The following is a 26,607-nucleotide window of genomic DNA, read 5'->3' on the forward strand; positions in this document are numbered from 1 at the left end:
CGACCTTAGTGGGGGTTGCGCTTCTGCACTATTGCCAGACCAGAGATTTGGACAAAACCGCCCAATTGGCTTGTGCCTCGCGGGCCGCGGCATTGGGCGCCAGCAAAAAAGCTTCCCGGCTCGCCGCCGAATAGAACAGATAAAGACGCTGCTTGAAGACCGTGTAGATTGCCGGGTCGCCGTCTGACAAAAATCCGCGCGCCATGCTCATCGCCGAATGGCCCCCAAACTGCGGCGCATAGATCTGCGGCGCCCGCGCAAAGGCGTCCCGATTGGCTGCGCTGCTGAACTGCCAGGGCGCCCCGCCCCACTCATATTCGAATTCGCTGCGTCCCGGCACCGGCTGGCCTTCCACGAAATAGGAGACGGGATCCATGCCCCCGAGCGCCAGCCCCGTCAGGGGGTCGCTCACCACTGCCGTGTTGATTGACTGGCTCAATGCCGGTGCCGCACCGCCCGCCAAAAGCGGCAGAACAAAGGCAAGCATGGTTAAGATTTGTTTACGGGTTTGCGTCATCATTGATCCACGGGCCAGCCCTTGTCCAGCGCTGGCCCGACCAACCATGACCGAGAAACTTTAAAGTCTTGCGAAGTCCCGGCTCGCCTGTTTTAGGGGGAACACCATGTTCAAACGCCTGCTTTGCACCCTGACCCTGCTCCTCGCCCTCGCTGGCGCCGCTCCTGCCTTTGCCCAAGGCTCGCTCAGCGACAGCTATTCCGGCGATGAGTTGGTCGACAAGGGCCACCAGTTTTTCGGCTCCGCTGCCCAGGGCCTCGCATCCCTCGTTGAGCGCGCCGTTTCCGAGTTTGGCCTGCCCAACGGCTACATCCTGGGCGAAGACGCTGGCGGCGCGCTGTTTGCCGGCGCCCGTTACGGCGAAGGCCGGCTTTACACCCGCAATGCCGGCGAGTTGCCCCTTTATTGGCAAGGCCCCAGCCTAGGCTTTGACGTTGGCGGCGACGGCTCCAAGGTCATGATGCTGGTCTACAATCTCTCCAGCACCAATGACGTGTTCGGCCGCTTTGCCGGCGTTGATGGCTCCGCCTATGTGGTGGGTGGCTTCGGCATGACCGTGATCAAATACGGCAATGCGATCATGGTCCCGATCCGCTCGGGCGTGGGCGCGCGGCTGGGCGTTAATATCGGCTATCTCAAGTTCACCCAGCAGCCCACCTGGAACCCTTTCTGATATCAGCGATTTGGTAGATGCCGCGAGCCGGAGGCGTGCACCCTCCGGCTTTTTCGTGACGTAGACCATCGGAACCGCTAAGCAATGGCCCAACCACTACCCTTTGCGGCGCTTAAGTCAGCTTCCTGTCGACCGCATCTGGACGGCCTGGTTCCGGAGTTCGCACGATGATGATCGAAAACATCATGTATTTCGCCCTCGGCCTGCTGTTTGCCGGGCTGTTGGCCGTGATCATCCTGCCCGCGGTGTGGAAACGCGCTGTCCGCCTCACCAAAAAGCGCATCGAGGCCGCGACCCCCATCACCCTCGCCGAATTCCGTGCCGACAAGGATCAACTGCGCGCCGAATTCGCCCTCCAAACCCGCCGGCTCGAAACCACAATCGAGGGGCTGCGCGCCCGCCTCGCCGAACAGGTGGGCGAATACAATGACCGACGCGCAGAATTTGGCGCCATGCGGGCCGAGCGCGACAGCGCCGTCGGCAAGATGACCGAGCTCGAAGCCCGCGAAGCGGCCTTGCGTGATCGCGTGCTCGAACTCGAGCGCGAAACCACCGATCTTGCCCAGCAACTGCGCATGCGTGAGCGCGACCTTGAAAACCGCACGGCCGAGATCCAGGCGCTGCGCGACGAATACGCGCAGGCCGCGCTTGAGCAGGCCGCACTGGAAGAAGCCGCGCTCGAAGAGGCCGAAAGCATCGAGATCGCCCAGGCGCGCATTGCCGAAGCCGGCTCCAGCCTGGACGCCATGGCCGGGCAAACCGCCGCCCAGGCCGATGGCACCATGCCCCCGGCGCTTGCCGAAGAGCTCAACCTCGAAGACCAGCTCGGCCAGTTGCATCGTCGCATCAACCATGTGGAAACCACCATCATGGCCGATTGGGATACCGAGCGGCTCGACGAAACCGCCTTGCGCGCCCAGCTCGACGCCATTGCCGCCGATACCAGCCGCATCGTTTACGCCGCCGATACCGAGCCGCCCCAGCAGCCCCCGCCAGCCGAAGAAAGCCTGTTTGATCGCATCCAGCGCTTTGCCGACGGGCGCGAGGAAACTCCTGCGGCGCCACCACCACCTAGGCCTATTGCCACAGCCAGGCGCGGCGGCAGCGTCACCGACCGTATGGCAGCGCTGCGCGAAATCCAGGGGCGCTAAAGCCGGGGCGCACCGTCCGCAACGATCTGCACCGAACTGATATGTTCGCCCGTGCCCCGATCGAACAGTGCCAGCACCATCGCCCCATCAAGACGATACAGCACATTGATCGCGCCATCGCCCGTGGTAGCCGAAACCACTTCGGCCCCGGCGGGCACGCTCAGCGTTTGGGCCATGCTGGGCGGCGGTGCGTCGCGCATCACCCGATAGACAATGGCAAAGCCAATCGCCATAAAGCCCAGCAGCAGAATGCCGATGGAGATGCCGAACGACCGGCGCGCCTTTCCCAGCACGGCTTGTGCTTCGGGCGACAACGGCTCGGCATCTTGGCCTACCGGGCCGGTATTTGAAGGATCGCTCATGGAACACCTAACCGCTGACGACTTCGAGGGCGACGAAGTCCAATTCACTATCACTGCCGAACAGGCCGGCGGCCGGCTCGATGCCGTTCTGGCCAAGGCACACCCGGCGCTCAGCCGCAGCCGCCTCAAGGACCTGATCCTGGGCGGGGCCGTTTCCCTTAACGGCCAGCCGATCAGCGAGCCCAAATATCGCGTAACGGCCGGCGAAACAATCACCCTCCTCGCCCCGCCGCCCGAAGATCCCGAGCCCAAGCCCGAAAACATCCCCCTCGATATCCTCTATGAGGATGATCAGCTGATCGTGGTCAACAAGCCCGTCGGCATGGTGGTCCACCCCGCTCCCGGCAGCCCCTCGGGCACCCTGGTCAACGCGCTGATCTACCATTGCGGCGCGAGCCTGCAGGGCATTGGTGGCGTGCGCCGGCCCGGCATCGTTCATCGCCTCGATCGCGACACCTCAGGGGTCATGGTCGCGGCCAAGACCGATCTGGCCCACCAGCATCTGTCCGCGCAATTTGCCGATCATGGTCGCACCGGTCCCCTCCATCGCGCCTATCTCGCCTATGTCTGGGGCTCCACCGAAACCGCCAAGGGCACGGTTGAAGCGCCCCTCGGGCGCGACGCCAATAATCGGCTCAAGCAGGCGGTGCGCAAGGACGGCCGCGAAGCCATCACGCATTACATGGTCGAGCAGCGCTTTGGCGGCGATGGCTGGGACATCACCCGCATCCAATGTCAGCTCGAAACCGGCCGCACCCACCAGATCCGCGTCCACATGGCTCATATCGGCCACCCCCTTGTTTCCGACACCGTTTATGCCTCGGGCTACGCCACCAAGATCAACCGCCTGCCTCCCGAGGTCGCCGCACCCATTGTTGCGCTTGGCCGGCAGGCCCTCCATGCCGCCGAGCTCGGCTTTGAGCATCCCGTGACCGGAGAGGAAATGTTCTTTGAAGCCCCGCTCCCGCCCGACCTTGTGGCGCTCGAGGAAGCGCTCGAGCCCTATGACAAGGCCTTCGCCCGCTAGGATTTGCGGGGGCCGGTAACCGAGAAGTGCGGGCGGGCCCTCCCCTAATGCCCGCACCACGGGCAACCCTTGCGCTGCCTGCACCGTTCGTCTGCATTCGGCGGCCTTACAATAGCGGCAATACGCCATATATTATGACCTGACTTCTTCCGCCGGGCCGCCAGGACGGCCGAAGATCGATCCGCCCGCCTGTGCGGGGGAATAAGTAAAAGGGGTGCATAAATGGCCCAGACCAATCTGCCTGTCCTTTCTGCCGAAGGAGGCTTGAGCCGCTATCTTCAGGAAATTCGCAAGTTCCCCATGCTGGAACCCGATGAAGAATTCATGCTGGCCAAGCGCTACAAGGAGCACGCCGATCCCGCCGCTGCTCAACGGCTTATTACGTCCCACCTGCGCCTGGTTGCCAAGATCGCCATGGGCTATCGCGGCTATGGCCTGCCCATTGCCGAGGTGATCTCGGAAGGCAATGTCGGGCTCATGCATGCGGTCAAGCGCTTCGAGCCTGACAAGGGCTTCCGCCTTGCGACCTATGCGATGTGGTGGATTCGTGCTGCGATCCAGGAATATGTCCTGCGTTCCTGGTCGCTGGTGAAAATCGGCACCACCGCTGCCCAGAAGCGGCTGTTCTTCAACCTGCGCAAGGTGAAGGGTCAGATCGCCGCGCTCGACGATGGCTCGCTCCATCCCGACCAGATCAAGCAGATCGCGACCACCCTCAACGTCACCGAGGATGACGTCGTCTCGATGAATGCGCGCTTGTCGGGCGATGCTTCGCTCAATTCGCCGATGCGCGCCGATGAAGGCTCCTCCGAATGGCAGGACTGGCTCGTCGACGACACGCCCAGCCAGGAAACTGCCCTTGGTGAAAGCGAGGAATATTCCGAACGCATGGGTCTGTTGACCAATGCCATGGATGTTCTCAACGATCGTGAGCGCGCCATCTTCCAGGCTCGCCGCCTGCAGGAAGATCCGCTGACGCTCGAAGAGCTGGCCCAACAATACGATGTCAGCCGCGAGCGCATCCGCCAGATCGAAGTGCGCGCCTTCGAAAAAGTGCAAGACGCCGTTCGCGAAGCTGCCCGCTCCAACGCCGCATAAGGCTGGACCGCCGCAAGCAACCAATGCAGCCCTCGGTTTCCCCCGAGGGCTTTTTTACGCCTGCGAGCCCGCCGCCGATGCCAACCTGGCCTTGAGCCCGGGGCCCATCGAGCCTCCGGCATACTCATGCCCCCCAAAAGCCCTTACCCCCCGGAAGTGCGGAATGAGCGGGAATGTGCCGGAGCCCTCATGGTGAGGTGCGCAGCGTAGCGCAGCCTCGAACCACGAGGGCGGCCATCACCACCCCACAAACTTATCCCCGCCCCCGAAAACCTCAGGCACAATCCCCCTTGTTCCCGGGCAAGCTGCGCGGTCGCGACGAACGGTCGGTGCGGGGATATCGGATGGGTTTGGGGTCGCCCAAGCTCCTTCGGGACGAGGATGATCCGGGACCGATTTCATCCCCCGGTCCATGAAGCCCCAGGGCTTCTGGCGTTTGGCACGGGTCTAGCCACGGACGGTCCTCACCGAAGAGTCTCCGATAGAGCATGGGGCGAAGCTTGCTTCACCTTCTACCCTTTTGCCGGACGACCGGCACCGAGGCGACCTTCGCCCCATGTCGCAGCACCAACCGCAGGGTCATCAGACCCGGGCGGAATTTTGGCACGCCTGGACGAGATCCCAGAGCCGGGCCTTGGGCAGGATCAGCAGCCACGGCACCCGCTCAGCCGGCACGATCTCGATCCGACCCCCAAGGCCCGCATTGGAGGTGCCGATCAGCCCGCCCGGCGCCAGCTGCAGGCCATCCATCGGATAGAGCAGCCCCTGCGAGCGCTCGAACCCGATCGGCACCAGCGGATGGATCGACACCCGCTCCCCGGCCGCCGCCTCAAAGGTAATCGGCCCCACCACTGCCAGCGCCACATCGATCTCGTCCACCAGCAGCAAGTGCCGCTCGGGGGCATATTGCAGCACCGCGCTCAGTGCCGCGAGCGTATGGTCGAGCCGCTTGCCCGTCATGCCCAGCGCCAGCGTCACCGGCGCCTGCGTCGAGCGCAGTGCCTTCTGGAAATCGGTGGTCACCTGCTCGGGCAGGTGCAACACGCGGGTGCGCCGCTCCCAGCCGGCGCGATCCTGCAGGGAATCGAGATCCCCGATGATCGCCGCTGGCACCAGCCCTGCCGCCCCGATCGCATCCGCCCCGCCATCGGCCCCGATCAGCGTCACCCCCGCTGCCGCGAGGTCACGCAGGGTTTGGCTCTCCACCGCCCCGCCGCCCACAATGGCGATCGGTCCGGCAAAGCGCAGGGGCGCGTCGGCAGCTGGGCTGAAATTCTCTTGCACTTGGGGGGCGCTCTTATAAGATCACGGCGTCTCGCTGGGGTGTTCCGGGTCAAGCCGGAGCTGAGAATTACCCATTGAACCTGAACCAGGTCATGCTGGCGGAGGAAGTTCGAGATGGCAAGGGCATCTCGTGCCCGCCATTGACACCCATCCCTTCACTCATGGCCGCACACCAATGAAGGGATGACCATCTTGGTCCACACCACTCACCTGGCGCTTGCGGTCCTTTTCGGACTGGCCGCCTCGCCCGCCTTGGCCCAAACCGCACCCGCGCTCACCATCTATACCTATGATGGCTTTGCCGCCGAATGGGGCCCCGGCCCCCAGCTCGCCGAAGGCTTTGAAGCCCAATGCGGCGGCTGCACTGTCGAATTCATCGCCGCCGATTCCTCCATCGGCGCCCTGCGCCGCGTCCAGCTCGAAGGGGCTACCACCCCGGCCGATCTGGTGGTAGGCCTCGATGTCGCCACTGCCGGGGAAGCCCGCGCCACCGGCCTCTTTGCCGATCACACCCTGGAGCTGGCCAATCTCGCCCTCCCCGAGCCCTGGACCGATCCGCAATTCGTGCCGGTCGACTACGCCCATTTCGCCTTTGTCTACGATACCGACCGCACCGCCACCCCGCCCGCCTCCTTCGAGGAGTTGATCGCGCTTCCCGACGACTTCAAGATCGTCATCCAGGACCCGCGCTCGGCCACGCCGGGCCTTGGACTCGTGCTCTGGATCAAGGCCGCCTATGGCGACCGTGCCCCCGAAATCTGGGCCGGCCTCAAGCCCCATATCCTCGCCGTCACCCGCGACTGGTCGGAAAGCTATAATCTCTTCCTGACCGGGGAAGCCGATATGGCGCTCTCCTACACCACCTCGCCCGCCTACCACATCGTCGATGAAGACGATCACACCATCAAGGCGGCGCTGTTTGATGAGGGCCATATCGTGCAGGTCGAGGTCGCCGGCATGCTCGCCTCCACCGACCAGCCCGAGCTCGCCCGTCAGTTCCTGGCCTACCTCGCCTCCCCCGCCGCCCAGGCGATCATCCCCACCACCAACTGGATGTTCCCCGTGGTCGATCTCGGTGCCGACCTCAACCCGGCCTTCGGCACCCTCCCGCAACCCGCCAAGACTTTGACGATCAGCGACACCGACCTCGAAGCCAACCGCGCCGCCTGGATCGACGAAATGCTCGCCGCCATCCAGTAGGAATCAGGACAGCCACAAGCTTCGAACCCCTCAGTGTGCCTCCCCTCCCCCTTGAGCGGAGGCACACTGAGGGGGGCGATCAAGGGAACACAGTCCCTGATAGCCACACCACGACTCTCCGCCATCCCAGCTCCATCAGCCGACGTCCCCTCCCCCTTAAGGGGAGGGACAGGGTGGGGGTTCAGGCCCATCAACCCGCTCCAAGGCTAGCGCCAACCACCGGACCATGACCCTCCCACCCCGCCCCTTGCGCATCGCCACCGCTTGCCTCCTCGCGCTTGCCATTGCCGGGCTGATTGCTCTCGTCCTCTGGTCCATTCTCGCCGCCGCCACCGATGCCGCCGCCACCAGCCGCATCGATATTCCCCACCTCCTGCGCATGACCTCGATCCAGGCCGGGCTCACCACCGTCCTGTCGCTCCTGGTCGGCACCGCCGTCGCCTGGTCGCTCAATCGTCTGCGCTTCCCCGGACGCGATCTCCTCGTCGCCTTCTTTGCCTCCGCCATCGTCACCCCCGGCATGGTCGTGGCCTTCGGGCTCCTCGCCATCTGGGGCCGCAATGGCTGGATCAATCGCGGCGCGGAAGCCGTGCTGGGCTTCCCCTTGGGCAATCCTGCCTACGGGCTCGGGGGCATTCTCTTTGCCCATGTCATTCTCGATGGCGCCTTCGCCGCCCGCATCATCCTCGCCCGCCTCGACGCCATTCCCGCCGCCCGCCTCAAAACCGGCCAGTCCCTGGCCCTCTCTGCCTGGCAACGCTTCACCCTTATCGACTGGCCTGCCCTGCGCGGCACCCTGCCAGGGCTCGGCGCCATCATATTTCTCCTCGCCTTCACCAGCTTCCCTATAGTGCTGCTGCTGGGCGGTGGCCCCGCCAACCAGACGCTGGAGGTCGCCATTTACGCCGCTGTCCGCCAGGATTTCGATCTCGCCGGCGCCGTGCGCCTCGCGCTGACGCAAATCGCTGTTTGCTCGGCCGTGATCCTCGCCGCCTCGGCCCTTGCGCCCGTACCCACCGCCTTTGGTTCTTCCCCCGCTACCACCTGGCACGACGGCTCCGCCAGCCGCCTGCTGCAATGGCTGGTGCTCGCCACCGCCACCCTCTGCTTCGGCCTGCCCCTGCTCTCCGTGCTGATGGATGGCCTCGGCGCCGGTCTCGGCAGCCTCCTGGCCCAGCCGAGCTTCTGGTGGTCGCTCCTCACCAGCCTCCTTATCGGCAGCGCCTCCGCACTCCTCACGCTGCTTTTGGCGCTTGCCCTGGCCCTTGGCCGCGGCGCCACCGGCAGCCCGCCGCTGCGCACGCTCCTGGGCATCCCGGCCTATGCTTATCTCGCCGTGCCCGCCGTAGTGCTGTCGCTGGGATTCTTCCTGCTCGTTCGCGACCTCGGCCTTGCGCCGGCCGCCGCCGCGCCCGCTGTCGTCATCCTTGCCAATAGCCTCCTCGCCCTGCCCTTTGCCATGGCTACGCTTGCGCCGCCGCTCGAAGCCATCGCGAAAACCAGGGGCAAGCTCATCCGCTCGCTCGGGCTGGGCGGCTGGCGGCAGTTCTTCCTCGTGGAACTGCCCCTGATCGGCAAGGATCTGGGCGTCATGCTCGCCCTCGCCTTTTGCTTTTCGCTGGGGGATCTGGGCGTCATCGCCCTATTTGGCACCCAGGATTTCCAAACCTTGCCGCTGCTGATGTTCCGCTCGCTCGGCGCCTATCGCAACAATGATGCAGGGGCCATTGCCGCCATTCTCCTCATCGGCACCATCATTGCCTTTGTTGGCCTGCCTCGCCTTGCCGAAAGGATCGCCCGTGCTGCGCGTTGACGAGCTTTGTTTTGCTTATCCCAACACGGCCGAGCCCTATGGTTTTTCCCTCGCCGCTGCGCCCGGCGAGATCACCGCCGTGTCGGGCGCCAGCGGTTCGGGCAAGTCCACCCTGCTTGATCTCCTCGCTGGCTTTCTCACGCCGACCTCGGGCAGCATCGTGCTCGATGGCCAGCAACTCGTGCCCCTGCCACCCGAGCAGCGCCCGGTATCGCTTCTGTTGCAAAGCGAAAGCCTCTTCGAGCACTTGAGCGCCGGCCGCAACATCGCCCTCGGCTTGCCCGCCCGTATCCCCAAGGCAAGCGTTCACCAGCAAGTGGAAGCCGCTCTCGCCGAAGTTGGTTTGTCTGGCATTGGCGCCCAGCCCGCCGCGACCCTATCGGGCGGGCAAAAGCAGCGCGTCGCTCTCGCCCGCACCCTGCTACGCGCCCGTCCGGTTTTGCTGCTCGACGAGCCCTTTTCGGCGCTCGACGATCAAACCCGCGCCGTGATCCGCGATCTCGTCAGGACGCTGACGGTCCGGCATGGCTGGCACACCATCCTCGTCAGCCACCACAATGATGATATCCTCGCCCTCGCCAGCCGGCGCTATCATCTGGCGGATCGGAAACTGGTGGCGGACTAAGCTGCCACCGCGAGCAGGCGCTTTATTCGCCCGCAGGCAGCAATTGCGGGTTCCAGACCACTTCCCAGAGGTGCCCCTCGGGGTCGCGGAAATACCCAGCATACCCGCCCCAGAACGTGTCTTGCGCGGGCTTGATGATCGCGGCGCCCGCGCCCTCGGCGCTCGCCATGATCGCGTCGACCTCTTCGCGTTCCCTTACATTGTGCCCGAGCGTCATTGCGGTGGACGACACCGGCTCCCGGGTAAGGCCCGTATCGAACGCAATATCGTCCTGCGCCCAGATCGCGAGCTTCAATCCGCCCGCCAGATCAAAGAACGCGACGGCGCCGTGCTCGAACTCCTGCCCGATAATGCCTTGCGTCGGCAGGCCCAGTCCATCGCGATAAAAGCGCAGCGCCCGCTCGAGATCGCCAACGCCCAGGGTGATAACGGAAATCCTTGGTTTCATGTCCATGCCCTTTCGATCGGCGCCCGCCCGATGCTGGCGCCGTGATCGTCATGGGCCGCTGCAGCAGCGGAAGGACCCGCAAGCGGGGCCGGGCCAACCTTCCCGACCTAACCTGTTTTAGACACGCCAAGGCTAAGCCAGCCCCGCCGGAGCGTCAATCCGCGAGGCCTCTGTCCGGCCAAACGCGGATGCAAAAAGGGGGGCTAATTGCCCCCCTGTCCCCAAGCCGCAAAGACCTTGTCGAACAGCGCCTGCGCTTGCTCATCCTTTTCAAGGGTGATGATCGCATTGCGCCCGGTGCCATACACCACTGCCAGATCCATCCACTTTCGGCTGCGCAGTAGGTCCTGGTTGGTGTTGGCATCCTGCTCGGCCGCACTCAGCGCAAACAGGTAGGAATTACCGACGACGCGGGCCGAAGCCCCCACCAGCGGCGTTCCGGGCACCAGTTCCTGGTCCTTGAGCAACACGCCCGGCAGCCCCGCAATCGTGCCCCCGATAAAGGTGTCGCTCACATCGAAATCCACCTCCATCAGGTGGCTCGCGGGCAGGCTCGGATCGGAATTCTTGCGAATGGTCATCTCGACCCCGAGATTGCGCGCCGGAATATTGGCCTGGCCGATCAGCGTGGGCTGGCCGATCTCGTCGACCCCTTCGCGCCACTCTATCGTGCCCGAGAACGGTACCGCACCGGTGCGGCCATCCTGGGAGGCTTCCAGCAGCAGCGACTGGCTGCCCGACAGCACGGCCGGGTCGACCGATGCCGCCGGATCATTGAGCGCCACGGCCGCACTAGGGTCTTCCCCGGGCAGCCGCTCTTCGCCCTTGTCGTCCGCACCACCACCCAGTTCGGGCAGGCTGGTCTGCGTCCCATCGGGAACCACCGGCTCGGGCGTCGGCTCCAGCCGGTCCTCGGTTTCCAGCGCCTCGAGCGCCGTAGTCGGCTCGGCCGCTGTCTGGGTCGCCGTATTGCCGGGCACTGCCGGTTGGTCGGTCGCGGAAATGTCGCCATTGGGCGGCACCGGGTCGAGCGTTGGGGTCGTAAGATCAGGTTCTGGCTCGGGCGCTTCGGCAACCGCCGTGCTGGCCTGCCCGAACATCTGGTTGAGGTCCACATAGCCTTCGCGCCAGGCCCAAAAGCCTGCGCCACCCACGCCAACCAGAAGCACTGCAAAAACGATCAGGAAAATGCTCAGGCCCGTGCCGCTGCGCGGCTCGCTCACTGGCACGAAGTTGTCGGAATTGTCCTCGCCTGCCCCGCCCGGCAATTCGGCGCGCTCGGGCATGGCAAACATATTGGGCACCGCCGGCCGGGCCGGGCCCACAGCCACCGGCTCCGTGGGCTCTGCCGGAGTAGCCTGGCTTTCGCCGCGTGCTTCGCGATCCAGGGTCTCGATCGCTCGCTCGATGGCGCCCTCGGCTTCGCTGGTGTCGGGCTGCGCCGCCTCGACTTCGACTTCGCGCACACTCGACAGTGCCGCTTCAACGGGGCTTGGACCAATGCTGCTGACGGGTTCGGTGCGGCGGGCAAAATTGAGCAGCGCTCCCCGGCGGGCACCCTCCTCAGCGGCAGGCTTGTCGTCGGCAAACGATTCCGGCTGGTCCTGAGGCTCCTGCACCGGCGCATCGAGCGGCGCGTCGCTCGGCAACTCGCTCGCGCCTACCGTTTCGGCCTCGGCCTTGCGCGCTCCCTTGGCTCGCCCGAACGACGGCAACCAACGCGCCCGTGGCTTGCTGACCTTCTCGGCCGGCTCGGGCTCGCTCTCGCTCTCGGCCACTGGCGTAACCACCGCCTGGGCCTCGTTTTCGTTGGGAACGGCCACGGGCACGTCGACCGGGCCCTCCTCGCGCACCAACTCTGCCCCGCTCGCCTCAGCGGCATCGGCGATGATGTCTTCGATCGAGGTGCCGGAGCGCGCTGGGCCATCCGCTTGCGCCTGGGGATAGGCGGGCTGTACCGGCTCAAACGCTGGATAGTTTGGTTGTGCCGGCTCAAAGCGTGGCCTCAGCTCGAACCGGGGTTGCGGTTCGGGCTCAGGTTCGGGTTCCGGCTCAGGCTGGGGTTCCGGTTCCGGCTCCGGCTCGGGTGCTGCTACCGTTGGCTCAACCGGTTGCGCCATGGGACGCCCGAACACCGAATCACGCCGCAGCGAAATCACGGCTTCGCTGGCTTCCTGCTCAACCTGCCGGATACAATCTTCCAGCTGCAGCCGATGCTGCGTTATGTCGCGCGCCGGCAGCGGTGGCTGAATGGCCCGCAACTGGCCCACAAGTGCCGAACGCGCCTTTTCGTAAACCGCACGGCGAGCCGCGCCATTATTCTCGGGCAATGCCGAGATGGCCCGGCGCAGCAGCTCCTTGTAGTCGGCCATAGCTTACTTGGTACTCACAATTGCCGCAGGTGTTGTATCAAAAACACTCAATCTTGGAACGGGTCAACCACAAGGATAGTATCGGCGCGCTCCGGGCTCGTCGACAACATGGCGACCGGCGCCCCGATCAGTTCCTCGATATAGCGCACATACTTGACCGCCTGGGCCGGCAGTTCCGCCCAGCTGCGCGCCCCGGCCGTGGTTTGCGACCATCCTTCGAGGGTTTCGTAGATGGGCGTAACCCGCGCCTGTGCCTCCATCAAGGCAGGCAAGTAATCGATCCGTGATCCATCCAGCTCATAGCCGACGCAGATCTTGATTTCCTTGAGCCCGTCCAGCACGTCCAGCTTGGTCAGCGCAATTCCCGAAATGCCGGAAGTCTTGACGGTTTGACGCACCAGCACCGCATCGAACCAGCCGCAGCGGCGCGGCCGCCCGGTATTGACGCCGACCTCGCGACCGACCGTGGCCAGATGCTCGCCGATCTCGTCATCCAGCTCGCAAGGGAACGGGCCCTCGCCGACGCGGGTCGTATAAGCCTTGGTAATTCCCAGCACATAGCCGATTGCCGTTGGCCCCAGCCCGGAACCGGCCGCAGCCTGCCCTGCCACCGTGTTGGACGAGGTCACGAAGGGATAAGTGCCGTGGTCATTATCGAGCAGCGCACCCTGCGCTCCCTCAAACAGAATGCGTGCGCCAGCTTTGCGCTTTTCGTCGAGCACCTGCCAGACCTGGTCCATGAAGGGCAGGATCTGGTCGGCTACCGAGATCAGCTCCTGCCGGATCGTTTCGGCCTCGATCTCGGGCAGACCCATGCCGCGGCGCAGCGCATTGTGGTGCGTCAGCAGTCGCTCGATCTTGGGCATCAGCGTTTCGGGCTGGCTCAAATCGATCAGCCTGATCGCCCGACGACCCACCTTGTCCTCATAGGCCGGGCCGATGCCACGCTTGGTGGTACCGATCTTGAGCCCGGACGTGCTGTCTTCGCGGATGGCGTCGAGTTCGCGATGCAGCGACAGGATCAGCGGCGCGTTGTCGGCAATGCGCAGCACATCGGGAGTGATCGTGACGCCTTGCGCCCGCAGCTTGGCCATCTCGGCCACAAAATGGTGGGGATCCACCACCACCCCGTTGCCGATCACCGACAGCTTGCCCTGCACCAGGCCAGATGGCAGCAGCGCCAGCTTGTAGCTGACGCCATCGATCACCAGCGTATGGCCGGCATTGTGGCCGCCATGATAGCGCACCACCACATCGGCACGCTCGGAGAGCCAGTCCACGATCTTGCCCTTGCCCTCGTCGCCCCACTGCGAGCCGACGACAACCACATTCGCCATGAAAACTTCACTCCACCAATCATGCCGGCGCGGGGGCAACCCAAACCCGGGGGCCCGCGCAACTGTCCGGCGCCGGGTTTGACCATACCCGAATACCTGCTAAGTCCGATTGTCCTTACATCACCGAGCGCCGATGACAAAGCCGCCAATAACCCAAAGTCGCGGCATTTCCGCCCGCCTGCTGGACCGCCCCTATCTGCTGCTGGTTCTGACCACCATGTTTTGGGGCGGCAATGTCATCGCCGGCAAGCTTGCCGTCGGACATATCGACCCCTTCACCCTCACCGTGCTGCGCTGGGGCGGCGCCCTGCTGCTGATTCTGCCCTTCGCCCGAACGTCGCTTAAACGCGACTGGCCGGTGATCCGCTCACGTTGGCCCCTCTACTTATTCTACGGCGCGGTGGGCTATGTTACATTCAATATCCTGGTTTATATGGCGTCCTACCATGCGAGCGGCATCAACATTGCCCTCGAGCAGGTGACAATCAACCTTTTCGTCATGCTGGCGAACTTCGCCCTCTTCCGCACCCGCGTGCGCCCACTGCAGATCCTGGGCGCGGTACTGACCATTCTTGGCGTGCTGGTCACCGCCACCCATGGCGAGATTGGCCGGCTCCTCGCACTCGACATCGGCTTTGGCGACAGTCTGGTCCTGCTCGCCTGCGCCGCTTACGCCGCTTACTCGGTGTCGCTGCGCTACAAGCCCCCCACTGGATGGATCAGCTTTCTCGTGGCGACCTGTACCGGTGCCTTTGTCGCCGCCATCGCCTACCAGATCGGTTTGGGCGGCGGCATGGGCGCACTGTTTGCCGCCCTTCCTGCGGTGACGCCCCAGGGGTGGGCCATCGCCCTTTACACCATGGTGCTGCCCTCGATCGTTTCGCAGATGTTCTATGTGCGCGGCGTCGAGTTGATCGGCGCCAACCGCGCCAGCCTCTTTATCAACCTGATCCCCATCTTTGCCGCCACCTTTGCCGTGCTGGTGCTGGGCGAACGGCTCGAACTCTACCACATGGCTGCCGCTGCCCTCGTCATCGTCGGCATTGCGCTGGCCGAATGGGGCGCCCTGCGCGCCTTGCGATAGCACCAACAAAAAAGGCGGGACACGCTGTCCCGCCTTTTCAACCGTTGAACCCTTAGGGTCCTTAGAACCGCAGTGCCTTGGCCTGCTTGACGCCTTCGAGCTGGGCGATTTCGGCCAGCTGCGGCTCGGACAACGTGCCATCGATCGAAACCAGCGCAATGGCATCGGCACCCGGATCGGTACGGCCCAGGTTGAAGTTGGCGATGTTGATGCCAAGCTTGCCCAGCAGCGTGCCCAGCCGGCCGATATGGCCCGGCTTGTCCTCATTGGTCACATAAAGCATGGACGGGGTCAGTTCCGCTTCCATGTTGATGCCCTTGACCTGGATCACCCGCGGCTTGCCATTGGCGAATACGGTGCCTGCAAGGCTGCGTTCCTGCTTTTCGGTCGCGACCGTCAGCCGGATATAGTTCTCATAGGCGCCCTGCTGCTCGCGGGTCGTCACCTGCACGGCAATGCCGCGATCCTTGGCGATCTGCGGGGCCGAAACCATGTTGACCTCGCCCATCATTGGCTTGAGCACGCCATTGAGTGCCGCCGCCACCATCGGCCGCGTATTCATAGCAGCCACATCGCCTTCGAACTCGATGGTGATCGACTTGATCGCGGTTTCCGTCAGCTGCCCGGCAAACGAGCCCAGCACTTCGGCCAGCTTGATGAACGGGGTCAGCCGCGGCGCTTCCTCGGCCGAGATCGAAGGGAAGTTGAGCGCATTGGTGATTTCGCCGGTCATCAGATAGGCCGAAATCTGCTCGGCCACCTGCAGCGCTACATTCTCCTGCGCTTCGGTGGTCGATGCACCCAAATGGGGCGTGCAGATCACATTGGGCAGCTCGAACAGCGGATTGTTCTGCGCCGGCTCCTCCAGGAACACGTCGAGCGCTGCGCCGGCCACCTGGCCGGACTTCAGCGCATCATAAAGCGCGGTTTCATCGATGAGACCGCCACGGGCGCAGTTGATGATCCGCACGCCCTTCTTGGTCTTGGCCAGCGTCTCGGCATTGAGAATGTTGCGGGTGGCTTCGATCAGCGGCGTGTGCAGTGTGATGAAGTCGGCGCGCGCCAGCAAGTCGTCCAGCTCGACCTTTTCGACGCCCATATCCTGCGCCCGCTCGGGGGTCAGGAACGGATCATAGGCGATGACCTTCATCTTGAGGCCCTGCGCCCGATCGGCAACGATCGAGCCGATATTGCCCGCCCCGATCAGGCCAAGAGTCTTGTTGGTGACCTCAACGCCCATGAAGCGGTTCTTTTCCCACTTGGAAGCGCGGGTGGACGCGTCAGCCTCGGGCAACTGGCGGGCGAGCGCCATCATCATGGCAATGGCGTGCTCGGCGGTGGTGATCGAGTTCCCAAAGGGCGTGTTCATCACGATGATGCCCTTCTTGGTCGCAGCCGGGATGTCGACATTGTCGACCCCGATGCCAGCCCGCCCGATCACCTTGAGGTTGGTGGCGGCGGCGATGACCTTCTCGGTGACCTTGGTGGCCGAACGGATGGCGAGGCCATCATATTGCCCGATCACCTCGAGCAGCTTTTCCTTGTCCTTGCCCAGATCGGGCAAATAGTCGACCTCGACGCCGTTATCCTTGAAGATTTGCACGGCTGTAGGGCTGAGTTTGTCGGAAACGAGAACCTTGGGCATTTTTGTAGTCCTGAATGGGGTGCGGCCAGCGGCCGGCAAAAAACTGATCGACCCGCCCGTCCCCAGCCTGAACTTGTCCGGCACCGGCCTGTGAGCCGGGTCTTCCCTCCCCTTTGAGGGGAGGGATCGAGGGAGGGGTCGCGCTATTGAGCGACTAAGCCGCGGCGGCCTTGAGCGCGTTGAGCTCTTCTGCAAAGGCCCAATCGAGCCAGGGCGTCAGTGCCCGCAGGTTCTCGGCATCGATGGTCGAGCCGGCCCAGATACGCAGACCCGAGGGAGCGTCCTTGTAAGCGCCGATGTCATAAGCCGCGCCAATCTTGTCGAGCCGCGCGACAAGGGCCTTGGCAAACGCCGCCTGCCCCGCATCGTCGAGCGCCGTAACCGCCGGATCGACGATGGAGAAACACACCGAAGTGTTGGAGCGCGTCGCTTCATCCTTGGCGAGGAACTCGACCCAGGGGGTCTTGGCCACCCAATCGGCCAGCACGGTATAGTTGGCATCGGCCCGGGCTTGCATGGCCTTGAGCCCACCCTGGGCGAGACCCCATTCCATCGCGTCGATCGCGTCCTCGATGCACAGCATCGAGGGCGTATTGATGGTGGCAGCCTCAAAGATCTCGCCGATCAGCTTGCCGTTCTTGGTCAGACGGAAGATCTTGGGCAGCGGGCGCTCGGGCTTGAAGCTCTCGAGTCGCTCGACGGCGCGCGGCGACAGGATCAGCACGCCATGCGCACCCTCACCGCCCAGCGCCTTCTGCCAGGAAAAGGTCACCACATCGAGCTTGGCGAAATCGAGCTTCTGGGCAAAGGCCGCCGAAGTGGCGTCGCAGATGGTCAGGCCTTCACGGTCCGCGGCGATCCAGTCGCCATCAGGCACCCGCACACCCGAAGTCGTGCCATTCCAGGTGAAAACCACGTCACGGGCGAAATCCACCTGCCCAAGGTCGGGCAGCTCGCCATAAGGCGCCTTGATGATCCGCACATCTTCGAGCTTGAGCTGCTTGGACACGTCAGTGACCCAGCCCTCGCCAAAGCTTTCCCAGGCGAGCATGTCGACGCCGCGCGCGCCCAGCATCGACCACATTGCCATCTCTACGGCGCCGGTATCGGAAGCCGGCACGATGCCGATGCGGTAGTCGGCGGGGACTTCCAGCAGTTCGCGGGTGAGGTCGATCGCGCGCTGGATGCGCGCCTTGCCGGGCTTGGAGCGGTGCGAGCGGCCCACCAGCGCATTGACCAGCGCTTCAACCGTCCATCCCGGACGCTTGGCACAAGGGCCCGACGAAAAATTCGGATTAGCCGGTTTCACCGCCGGCGCGGTCAGGGGCATTGCAGCCATCTTCAGCGACCCTCCCAGGTCTATGCGTCTTGCGTTAGGGCAAGATGTCCTGAGGCCGCAGATATGCCTGATACCGCTCCGCGTCAATGCCGTTTTGGGAAAAGTGCTGTTCGGGAACCATGTCGAATTCAGCTAGGTCCACCATCGATCCCCTCCATCGAGTGATCTTGTTGGGTTCAAAGCGCCGCAGGTTGCGCTCTGGTCTTGCATGCGGGCCTGCACTGGCAGTAAGGCGTGGCTAGTTTTTGCTGTCCCTCGCCCTGCTCCAACGGCAAGCCGAGCGAGAGACAACTGGGCAGGGCGCGTCGCCTTGCGCATTTTGGATTCGATCATGACCCAGACTTCCGCGGCTGCTTCTCCTCAACCAGCCAATTCGCGCTCCCGCGTTCTGCTCGCGAGCCTGGTCGGCACCACGATCGAGTTCTACGACTTCTACGTCTACGCGACGGCGGCCGTTTTGGTGTTCCCGCACCTGTTCTTTCCTGCCGGCAATGAGACCACAGCCCTTCTGGCGTCCTTCGCCGTATTCGGCGCCGCCATGGTTGCCCGGCCGCTCGGCGCTATATTCTTTGGCCATCTCGGGGACAGGAAGGGCCGCAAAACCACATTGGTTGCGGCCCTGCTGACCATGGGGCTAGCGACCTTCCTGATCGGGGTCTTGCCGACCTATGCAATGGTCGGCTGGCTCGCGCCGGCATTGCTGGTGGTCCTCCGGCTGGCGCAGGGCTTTGCGCTGGGCGGGGAATGGAGCGGCGCTGCCTTGGTCGCCACTGAAAACGCACCCAAGGGCAAGCGCGCGCTCTTTGGCACCTTCCCACAGCTGGGCGCCCCGCTTGGCTTCATCATCGCCAACGGCCTCTTCCTGATCATCGCGGCCATGCTGCCCTCCGATGATCCATCCCGCCCGTCGCTCGCCTTCCTTGACTGGGGCTGGCGCATTCCCTTCCTGTTTTCAGCCGTGATGGTGGTGGTCGGCCTCTGGGTCCGGCTCAACCTGGTGGAAAGCAGTGCCTTCGAGAAAACGGTCAAGACCGGCCAGGTCCGCAAGATGCCGCTCGTCACCGTCCTGCAGCAGAATATGCGCGAGCTGGTGCTCGGCACCTTCTACATGCTGGCGACCTATGTGCTGTTCTACCTGATGACGACCTTCTCGCTGAGCTATGGTCGCGCCGCCATCGACGCCGCCGTGCCGGGGCTTGGCTACCAATATTCGACCTTTGTGCTGATGATGATCGTTGGCGTCGTGTTCTTCGGCATCTTCACCCTGGTGTCCGGCCCCTGGGCCGATCGCTTTGGCCGCCGCAAGACGCTGATCTGGGTGACGCTCGCCATCGCCGTCTTTGGTTTGCTCTGGGTGCCCTTGCTCAACGCCGGCTTTGTCGGCGTCATGGCCTGGCTCATCATCGGCTTTACACTGATGGGGCTGACCTTCGGCCCGATGGGCGCGCTGCTGCCGGAGCTGTTTCCCGCCAATGTGCGCTATACCGGCTCTGGCATTTCCTACAATGTCTCCTCGATCCTCGGCGCCGCCCTCGCCCCCTTTGTGGCTGTGGCCCTGTGGAGTGCCGGCGACGGCAGCCCGTTCTGGGTCGGCGTTTATCTCACCGCCATGGCGGCCCTGACCTTGATCGCCCTGCTGCTCGGGCGCGAAACCAAGGATATCGATATCGAGGCTTAAGCCCGCAGCCACTACCCGCGGCCATCCTGGCCGCGGCTCCCGACCGGTTTGCGCTGCACGCCGCTGCAAGGCACAACAGAGGATCGAGGACAGGTGACCCGCCAAATGCAATCGGCGCCCCCAGGGGAGCGCCGAAGCCAAGAGCTGATCTGTCAAGCGCCTGTGGCGCCCTGAACGATCAGTTGAAGCGGTAGCGCAGCGTCCCGCGCACTTCGTGCAGCCAGTTGTTCTCAGAATGAACATTGGCGGGGAAGTCGGCGCCATTGTCGAGATCGGCAATGTAAACGCCGCGATAGCCCACATCGGCAACGACGGCACCGAAGTCATAGCCGACGCCGACCATACCGGCCGCCGCAAAGCTGGTGTTCTCGCCCGATGGAACCGGGAAGCCGTTGGAAGCCTCGATCGAGGATTCGTTGAAGGCCGCACCGGCACCAGCGCCGACATAACCAAAGGCGCCACCGGCAGCGTTGTAGCCAAAGCCGTCGCCGCCCAGCGAGAAGTCGTAGTAAACGTTGGCCAGCGCGATGGTGGAGCGCAGCCCCAATTCGTAATCGCCGGCGTCGCCGGTGGCGATCAGGCCATCATTGGAAACATAGTCGACAGTCGCGTCAAAGCGCAGTCCGGTGCCCGTCTCGAAGCCGAGACCGGCGCCGACGCTGTAGCCGTAGCCGGCTTCATCAACGGAGAAGGTTTCTTCTTCGGGAGTGACACCGCAGATCACGCAGTCGATGCCATAGGCTTCCTTCGTCCAGAAGGCATTTCCCGCCGCGCTGCCGCGCAGATAGAACGAGCCCTGCACGCCGTAATCAACGTCCGGGATTTCGACAACAGGCGGGTATTCGGGGAAGTCGGCCGCCAGTGCGGGGCCGGCGATTGCAGTGGCTGCTGCCACCAGCACCGCAGCGGAAAGCATGCGCATGATCAAGAAGTCCTTCGGTTGCCACGACACCAGTCGATTGACGCCCAATATCGAACAACATTCTTAAAAGGCGCTTAACCCTGCGGCTTAACCCTAACGATTGGTGATTATCTATCGAAACAAGAACGCCGGCACGGAGCCGGCGTTCTCAACTCGGTTGCGACTGGCGTGTGGCCTAGGCGACTGCCTGAATGGCGGCCTCGATTTGCCCCACTGCCGAGGTGACCAGGGCAGCATCGTCAGCCTCGCCCATCACCCGGATCACCGGCTCGGTACCCGACTCACGGATCACCAACCGGCCCCCGCTCCCCAGCATTGCCTTAGCGTCGGCCACGGCCTGCATCACCTGCTTGTCCTCGAGCGGCTTGCCGGTCTTGAAGCGCACGCTGCGCAGCAGCTGCGGCACCTTCTCAAAGCGCGTGCACACTTCCGAAATCGGCAAGGAGCGCTGCTTGAGCACCGCGAGCAGCTGCAGGGCCGCGACCAGCCCATCGCCCGTGGTGGTGAAATCGGAAAGAATGATATGGCCGGACTGTTCACCGCCCACATTGAAGCCCTTCGTGCGCATGGCTTCAAGCACATATCGGTCACCCACCTGGGTGCGCTCGAGCGTCAGCCCCAGGGAGGTGAGATAACGTTCAAGTCCAAGATTGGACATCACAGTGGCGACGATCCCGCCGCCCGCCAGCATTTCCCGTTCCATCCAGCTCTGCGCGATCACCGCCATGAATTGGTCGCCATCCACCACCTGACCCTTTTCGTCGATGATGATGACTCGGTCCGCGTCGCCGTCCAGCGCAATGCCGATATCGGCGCGCACTTCGCGCACCTTGGCTGCCACCGCTTCCGGTGCCGTGGAGCCCACCTTGTAGTTGATGTTGAAGCCATCAGGCTCGGCGCCAATGGTGAACACCTCAGCACCCAATTCCCAAAGGGCAATCGGCGCTACCTTGTAGGCCGCACCATTGGCGCAATCGAGCACGACGCGCAGGCCCGTCAGGTCGATATTCCGTGGCAGGGTGCGCTTGGCGTATTCGATATAGCGGGTGCGCGCTTCCTCATCGCGATGCGCCCGACCGATGTCGCGGCCATGGGCGAGGAACTGGCTCATGTCTCCGTCGATGAGGCTCTCGATCTCCGCTTCGACCTCGTCGCTGAGCTTATAGCCATCGGGCCGGAACAGCTTAATGCCGTTGTCGTCATAGGGATTGTGCGAGGCCGAGATCATCACGCCGAGATCGGCGCGGAGCGAGCGCGTCAGCATGGCAACGGCGGGTGTTGGCATTGGGCCCAGCAGATACACATCCATGCCCACGGCGGTGAAACCTGCGGTCAGGGCGTTCTCGATCATGTAGCCAGAGCGCCTGGTGTCCTTGCCGATCACCACGCGATTGCGGTGTTCCCCGCGCACGAATTTCTGGCCCGCTGCCATGCCCACCTTGAGCGCCAGCTCCGGAGTGAGCTTGCTGCCATTGGCCAAACCGCGAATGCCATCAGTGCCGAAATATTTTCTGGCCATTGCTTTGCCCTGTCTGCGCGCTGTCATGCGCATAATTTATCGCACAACCGTTAAGGACGCTTTTCGGCGGAAAAGCGGTGACCGGCAATACATAAAAGGGCCGCCTCGCGGCGACCCTTGGTGTCAGTGTCAGCTATTGGGCTGAGGCTCCAGCCCGCCCTCGGGCGGCGCATCGGGCCGCTTCTTGGGGGACTTGCCCGCGGCGGGGACGCCCGACGCCTTGGGCGCCGATGGGCCGCTGTCGTCCGGACGAACTGGCTGGTGCCCATCCATCAGGGCCCGCAGTTCATCGCCCGTCAGCGTTTCATATTCGAGCAGGGCCTGGGCCACCGCTTCAAACTGATCCACATGGTTGCGGATGATATCGCGGGCAGCCTGCTCGCCATCCTCGATCAGCTTGCGCACTTCCTGGTCGATCAGCTTCGCCGTGTCGTCCGACATATTGTTGGACTGGGTCATGGAGTGACCGATGAACACTTCCTGCTCGCTCGACTTGTAACGCACGCGGCCAAGCTTTTCGCTCATCCCCCATTCCATTACCATGGAACGAGCCAGGCTCGTCGCCATCTGGATGTCGCCCGAAGCACCCGAGGTCACTTTCTCGGGGCCGAACTTGTAGATTTCGGCTTCCCGGCCGCCAAACAGCATGGTGAGGCGCGCCAGGGCTTTTTCCCGGCTGAACGAATAGCTGTCGCTCTCGGGCAGGGTCATCACCATGCCCAAGGCACGGCCACGCGGAATGATCGTCGCCTTGTGGATGGGGTCGATCCCCGCCACCTTGAGCGCAATGATCGCATGGCCCGCTTCGTGGTAAGCCGTAAGCTTTTTTTCGTCCTCGGACATGGCCATGGTGCGGCGCTCGGCGCCCATCATGATCTTGTCCTTGGCGTCTTCGAACTCGGCATGGGTGACAAAGCGTTTGTTGCGCCGTGCCGCCATCAAAGCCGCCTCGTTGACGAGGTTCATCAGATCCGCACCCGAAAAGCCGGGCGTACCACGGGCCAACACCTTGAGGTCCACATCGGGAGCCAGCGGCACCTTACGCACATGGACCTTGAGCACCTTCTCGCGGCCCGCAACATCGGGATTGGGCACAACGACCTGGCGGTCAAAGCGACCGGGACGCAGCAGGGCCGGATCAAGCACGTCGGGGCGGTTGGTCGCCGCGATCAGGATGATGCCTTCATTGGCTTCAAAGCCGTCCATCTCCACCAGCAACTGGTTGAGGGTCTGCTCGCGCTCGTCGTTACCACCGCCGAGACCGGCGCCACGCTGGCGGCCGACGGCGTCGATTTCGTCGATGAAGATAATGCAAGGAGCGTTCTTCTTGGCCTGCTCGAACATGTCGCGCACGCGGCTGGCGCCAACGCCCACGAACATTTCCACGAAGTCGGAACCCGAAATGGTGAAGAAGGGCACATTGGCTTCGCCGGCGACCGAACGGGCCAGCAAGGTCTTACCAGTACCGGGAGGGCCGACCAGCAGCACGCCGCGCGGGATACGGCCACCCAGGCGCTGGAATTTGCCAGGGTCGCGCAGGAATTCGACGATTTCTTCTAGGTCCTGCTTGGCTTCATCAACGCCAGCCACGTCCTCGAAGGTCACCTTGCCATGCGACTCGGTCAGCAGCTTGGCGCGCGACTTGCCAAAGCCCATCGCGCCACCACGGCCACCGCCCTGCATCTGCCGGATAAAGAAGAACCACACGCCGATGATGACGATGAAGGGGAGCCAGGAGCTCAGCAGCACCGACCAGAACGGGCTCGATTCGGGAGCGCGCGCTGTGATCGATACGCCCCGATCCTCGAGGCGGCTGATCACATCGGCGCCAGCCGGCATCACGGTTTCAAAGCGGGTGCCATCATTGAGCACGCCCGAAACGACGTCATTGGTGATGGTCACGCTTTGCACGCGCCCGCCTTCAACGTCGGATACGAACTGGCTGTAGCTCTTGTCGGCGACCGAAATGGAGCGGGTGGAAGACTGGAAGACCTGGAACAGGCCCATCAGCATAAAAAGAATAACTAGCCAAATGGCAAAGTTGCGGAAGTTTCCGTTCATCAAACCTGTCCCGGAGAGACCGACGCAACCAAGCTGCCGGTGTTAGCGCCGAATGTATGATCGGCATTGGGGCGTTACAAGGGCACTGCTGCTAGCCTTGCGCCTCGTCGTCTAGTCATTTTGTCGCGACGGGTTAACGCCTCCCTCACGACAAAAGCCGGCAAACTTGCTCAGTCCACCAGCAGTTGCACGCGAATTCGCTCATCGAACGACCACCCTCCCAACGACAACACGCCACCCTGTGCATCCCTGACAATGGGTGCTGTGCGAATGGCTTCGGCGGGCGCGGTCACCTTGAAGCCCAGGAATTCCTCGAGCCGGTGCCGCGGCAGGTAATCGGACACCCCTGCGGTGAGGCCCGGCTCATCCGAACCATTGGTGATCAGGAACCGCTCGTCCCAGACGAGTTCGGTGCCGGGCGGCAGCGCCAGATCGGGCGGCAATACCCGCCCCGGCTCGCGTGCCACTGCGACCGCACCGTCCTTTTCGCGCACCACGCAGCCCAACAATGTCGTCGCCTTGCCCTGGGTGCCAGATGCCAGCGCCTGCTGCAGCCGCTCCACCTGCCCGAGAGCCCGCGGCTTCTGCCGTCCGCCCACAATGTTGAGTACCCGTCCCAGCACCCGTACAGCGAGGGCGGGGCTCAGCGCCAGCAGCGGCTCGCGCTCGATCCGCGCGGAGCCAAAACCATCGAGGCGCACCATGGTTTGAAAGGCGCCATCGGCCATCTGGGCCAGCGCCCGATCGGCTTCCCCCATCCGCTCGGCAAACAAGGCGAGGGTTTCGCTATCGAGGCCCAGCGCTTCGAACTGCGGCATGGCCTTGCGCCAGCGCACCCGCTCATAATGCTCGTCCTGGTTGGAGGGGTCTTGGGCGGGCACCAAACCGGCTTCGCCCACCACTTGGTGCAGCGCCTTGGGATCGAGCCCCAGAAAGGGCCGATGCACCCGCACCCCCTCCACAACCGCCATGTCGGCCATCCCGCGCAGCCCTTCAAGCCCGCTGCGATGGGCCAATCGCATCAGCACGGTTTCGGCTTGATCCAGCCGATGATGCGCCGTCAGCAGCACCTCAACGCCGTCTGCAGCCATTGCCTGGCCCATCAAGCGATAGCGCGCTGCCCGCGCCGCTTCCTGCAAGGCGGTGCGTGGCTTGTCGCCCGTCCAAACCAGACCGCGAGCCCGAACACCCAGTTGTTCGGCGACCCCGAGCACCATCGCGACCTCCGCCCCCGCTTCGGGGCGCAAGCCGTGATTAACGGAATAAACCTGCAAGCGCGGCGCCGCGGCACCGAGGCTTGCCGCCCAGCGCTGCGCCAGCAGCAGCAGCGCCAAACTGTCGGCACCGCCCGAAACCGCCAAACCAATGGCCTGCTCCCCGGCAACCGCCCCAAACAAGGCCTGCAATGTTGCTGGATCGTCCAGCGGCGGAATTACGCGGGTGGGCATTCGGCCTTAGTCTTTTCGGCCGCGAGCCGCGCCGCAAAGGCGGGGGTCAGCGTCGTGTAGCGCCGCTCGATTTCCGCATAGGTCCGGCAGGCAGTCTCCCGCTCGTCGGCCCCGGCAAGCGAAACGCCGAGGCGCAGCAACAGGTCGGGCGAACGCGGGCTGTCGGGCGCTTTCTGGAACGCGTCCAGCAACACTTCTGCGGCCTCGTCATAAGCCTCACGCTGGATCAGCGCTTCCCCCAGCCAGTTGGCGGCGTCCGTCGCCTGGGCATTGTCAGGGTAAAGCTCGATGAACTGGCTGAACTGGTCTTCGGCAAAGGCATAATCGCCGCGAACAATGGCTTCATAGCCCGCGGTGAACTGCGCATCCGCATCGGAATCCCCGGTGGCGGTGGCCTCCGGATCATAGCTCAAATCCAGCGGCTGGCCGGTGGCGAGGTCCACACTGCCCCCCTGCCCCGTGCCGGCCAGCGGATCATCGGAGGTGCCAACGCTGCCATCATCAAAGGTGGGGTCGAACTCGGCCTCTCCCGGCAGCGGCCGCACGCCCTGTGGCGGAATTTCGGTCGAGGGAGCCGCGCTGTTTTGGGCAGGTGCTGAGGGCGCAGCGCCGCCAGTGCCAAGGCCCTGCAAGCGTGCATTGGTTTCTTCCGCCTGCCGCTCGATCAGGGTTTGCATCTGCGTCAGCTGAAAAGTCAGCCCTTCGATCTGTCCGTTGAGCGAGCGCACCTGCTCTTCCAACTGCTGCACCCGTACTGCCAATTGGGCGGTATCGGCCGCTTGCGCCACATGCACCCGGGTTGGCTGCGCATTGGTGAGCGTCAGCCCGCCAAGTTCAGCCGGTGGAAAGGCTTGCGCCTCGGCCCGGCTCTGCAGGCTCGTGCCCAGCAGCAGCGCACAGGCCGCTGCCAGGGCAGTGCGGCCCTTGGATTGCAACAGGGGGATCTTCAATGGGGAGCCTCCGGTGTGTTCTCTGCGTCGCTTGGTGCCGACATGGTGATCGAG

22 protein-coding genes and 1 riboswitch are annotated in these 26,607 nt (G+C 63.9%); of the genes, 9 read left to right on the forward strand and 13 right to left on the reverse strand.

Annotated features, from left to right (window positions below; translation table 11 throughout):
* Positions 1–28: 28 nt before the first annotated feature.
* Complete coding sequence (locus ELX51_RS13060) at positions 29–487, reverse strand: YHS domain-containing (seleno)protein (protein WP_248305115.1); 459 nt, start codon at positions 485–487, stop codon at positions 29–31.
* 136 nt (positions 488–623) lie between these two features.
* Here ELX51_RS13060 and ELX51_RS13065 point away from each other — a divergent pair, with 136 nt between their 5' ends.
* Positions 624–1,190 carry a DUF1134 domain-containing protein gene (locus ELX51_RS13065; protein ID WP_127753934.1) on the forward strand — a complete coding sequence of 189 codons (567 nt, stop codon included), beginning with the start codon at positions 624–626 and terminating at the stop codon, positions 1,188–1,190.
* 167 nt (positions 1,191–1,357) lie between these two features.
* The gene (locus ELX51_RS13070; RefSeq protein WP_127753935.1) at positions 1,358–2,341 is read left to right on the forward strand and encodes a hypothetical protein; all 984 of its coding nucleotides are present in this window, start codon (positions 1,358–1,360) and stop codon (positions 2,339–2,341) included.
* On the opposite strand, the gene ELX51_RS13075 is transcribed toward ELX51_RS13070, so the two are convergent.
* The gene (locus tag ELX51_RS13075; protein WP_127753936.1) at positions 2,338–2,703 is read right to left on the reverse strand and encodes a DUF6476 family protein; all 366 of its coding nucleotides are present in this window, start codon (positions 2,701–2,703) and stop codon (positions 2,338–2,340) included. The genes ELX51_RS13070 and ELX51_RS13075 overlap by 4 nt on opposite strands.
* Between ELX51_RS13075 and ELX51_RS13080 the strand changes: the two genes are divergently transcribed.
* Positions 2,702–3,730 (forward strand): RluA family pseudouridine synthase, encoded by a 1,029-nt coding sequence (locus tag ELX51_RS13080; protein WP_127753937.1) that lies wholly within the window; start codon positions 2,702–2,704, stop codon positions 3,728–3,730. The two genes, ELX51_RS13075 and ELX51_RS13080, sit on opposite strands and share 2 nt — an antisense overlap.
* Positions 3,731–3,952: 222 nt before the next feature.
* Positions 3,953–4,828 carry an RNA polymerase sigma factor RpoH gene (gene rpoH, locus ELX51_RS13085; protein WP_127753938.1) on the forward strand — a complete coding sequence of 292 codons (876 nt, stop codon included), beginning with the start codon at positions 3,953–3,955 and terminating at the stop codon, positions 4,826–4,828.
* Positions 4,829–5,410: 582 nt separating this feature from the next.
* On the opposite strand, the gene ELX51_RS13090 is transcribed toward rpoH, so the two are convergent.
* Positions 5,411–6,112 (reverse strand): thiamine diphosphokinase, encoded by a 702-nt coding sequence (locus tag ELX51_RS13090; RefSeq protein ID WP_127753939.1) that lies wholly within the window; start codon positions 6,110–6,112, stop codon positions 5,411–5,413.
* A gap of 25 nt (positions 6,113–6,137) precedes the next feature.
* A riboswitch (TPP riboswitch) is annotated at positions 6,138–6,238 on the forward strand.
* A gap of 57 nt (positions 6,239–6,295) precedes the next feature.
* Here ELX51_RS13090 and thiB point away from each other — a divergent pair.
* The 3 genes from thiB to ELX51_RS13105 all read left to right on the forward strand — a co-directional run bounded on the left by thiB (position 6,296) and on the right by ELX51_RS13105 (position 9,750).
* Positions 6,296–7,312, forward strand: coding sequence for a thiamine ABC transporter substrate binding subunit (gene thiB, locus ELX51_RS13095; protein WP_127753940.1), 1,017 nt, complete (start codon positions 6,296–6,298; stop codon positions 7,310–7,312).
* A gap of 226 nt (positions 7,313–7,538) precedes the next feature.
* Positions 7,539–9,125, forward strand: a complete 1,587-nt coding sequence (locus ELX51_RS13100; RefSeq protein WP_127753941.1) for a hypothetical protein — start codon at positions 7,539–7,541, stop codon at positions 9,123–9,125.
* Positions 9,112–9,750: an ATP-binding cassette domain-containing protein gene (locus tag ELX51_RS13105; protein WP_206524623.1), complete on the forward strand. Its 639-nt coding sequence runs from the start codon at positions 9,112–9,114 to the stop codon at positions 9,748–9,750. Before ELX51_RS13100 ends, ELX51_RS13105 begins: the two co-directional genes overlap by 14 nt.
* A 22-nt stretch (positions 9,751–9,772) precedes the next feature.
* Here ELX51_RS13105 and ELX51_RS13110 read toward each other — a convergent pair whose 3' ends face one another.
* The 3 genes from ELX51_RS13110 to ELX51_RS13120 form a co-directional block, all read right to left on the reverse strand.
* Positions 9,773–10,198, reverse strand: a complete 426-nt coding sequence (locus ELX51_RS13110) for a VOC family protein (RefSeq protein WP_127753943.1) — start codon at positions 10,196–10,198, stop codon at positions 9,773–9,775.
* 203 nt (positions 10,199–10,401) lie between these two features.
* Positions 10,402–12,570 carry a hypothetical protein gene (locus ELX51_RS20070; protein WP_164854863.1) on the reverse strand — a complete coding sequence of 723 codons (2,169 nt, stop codon included), beginning with the start codon at positions 12,568–12,570 and terminating at the stop codon, positions 10,402–10,404.
* A 47-nt stretch (positions 12,571–12,617) separates the two neighbouring features.
* Positions 12,618–13,907 (reverse strand): adenylosuccinate synthase, encoded by a 1,290-nt coding sequence (locus tag ELX51_RS13120; RefSeq protein WP_127753944.1) that lies wholly within the window; start codon positions 13,905–13,907, stop codon positions 12,618–12,620.
* Positions 13,908–14,040: 133 nt separating this feature from the next.
* Here ELX51_RS13120 and ELX51_RS13125 point away from each other — a divergent pair, with 133 nt between their 5' ends.
* Positions 14,041–14,991, forward strand: a complete 951-nt coding sequence (locus tag ELX51_RS13125; RefSeq protein WP_127753945.1) for a DMT family transporter — start codon at positions 14,041–14,043, stop codon at positions 14,989–14,991.
* Positions 14,992–15,052: 61 nt separating this feature from the next.
* Here the strand turns inward: ELX51_RS13125 and serA are convergent, their stop codons facing one another.
* Both serA and ELX51_RS13135 read right to left on the reverse strand, forming a co-directional pair.
* The gene (serA, locus tag ELX51_RS13130; protein WP_127753946.1) at positions 15,053–16,636 is read right to left on the reverse strand and encodes a phosphoglycerate dehydrogenase; all 1,584 of its coding nucleotides are present in this window, start codon (positions 16,634–16,636) and stop codon (positions 15,053–15,055) included.
* A gap of 154 nt (positions 16,637–16,790) precedes the next feature.
* Complete coding sequence (locus ELX51_RS13135) at positions 16,791–17,966, reverse strand: phosphoserine transaminase (RefSeq protein ID WP_127755284.1); 1,176 nt, start codon at positions 17,964–17,966, stop codon at positions 16,791–16,793.
* A gap of 340 nt (positions 17,967–18,306) precedes the next feature.
* Between ELX51_RS13135 and ELX51_RS13140 the strand changes: the two genes are divergently transcribed.
* Positions 18,307–19,653 (forward strand): MFS transporter, encoded by a 1,347-nt coding sequence (locus ELX51_RS13140; protein ID WP_127753947.1) that lies wholly within the window; start codon positions 18,307–18,309, stop codon positions 19,651–19,653.
* A gap of 178 nt (positions 19,654–19,831) precedes the next feature.
* On the opposite strand, the gene ELX51_RS13145 is transcribed toward ELX51_RS13140, so the two are convergent.
* The 5 genes from ELX51_RS13145 to ybgF all read right to left on the reverse strand — a co-directional run bounded on the left by ELX51_RS13145 (position 19,832) and on the right by ybgF (position 26,553).
* Positions 19,832–20,575 (reverse strand): hypothetical protein, encoded by a 744-nt coding sequence (locus ELX51_RS13145; protein ID WP_127753948.1) that lies wholly within the window; start codon positions 20,573–20,575, stop codon positions 19,832–19,834.
* 175 nt (positions 20,576–20,750) lie between these two features.
* Complete coding sequence (glmM, locus tag ELX51_RS13150) at positions 20,751–22,094, reverse strand: phosphoglucosamine mutase (protein ID WP_127753949.1); 1,344 nt, start codon at positions 22,092–22,094, stop codon at positions 20,751–20,753.
* 129 nt (positions 22,095–22,223) lie between these two features.
* Positions 22,224–24,155: an ATP-dependent zinc metalloprotease FtsH gene (gene ftsH, locus ELX51_RS13155; RefSeq protein WP_127753950.1), complete on the reverse strand. Its 1,932-nt coding sequence runs from the start codon at positions 24,153–24,155 to the stop codon at positions 22,224–22,226.
* 170 nt (positions 24,156–24,325) lie between these two features.
* A complete protein-coding gene (gene tilS, locus ELX51_RS13160) occupies positions 24,326–25,603 on the reverse strand; it encodes a tRNA lysidine(34) synthetase TilS (RefSeq protein ID WP_127753951.1) in 1,278 nt (425 codons plus the stop codon).
* Complete coding sequence (ybgF, locus tag ELX51_RS13165; protein ID WP_127753952.1) at positions 25,588–26,553, reverse strand: tol-pal system protein YbgF; 966 nt, start codon at positions 26,551–26,553, stop codon at positions 25,588–25,590. Before ybgF ends, tilS begins: the two co-directional genes overlap by 16 nt.
* Positions 26,554–26,607 lie beyond the last annotated feature (54 nt).

It is taken from the genome of Devosia sp. 1566 (assembly GCF_004005995.1).
In the GTDB taxonomy this organism is placed as follows: domain Bacteria; phylum Pseudomonadota; class Alphaproteobacteria; order Rhizobiales; family Devosiaceae; genus Devosia.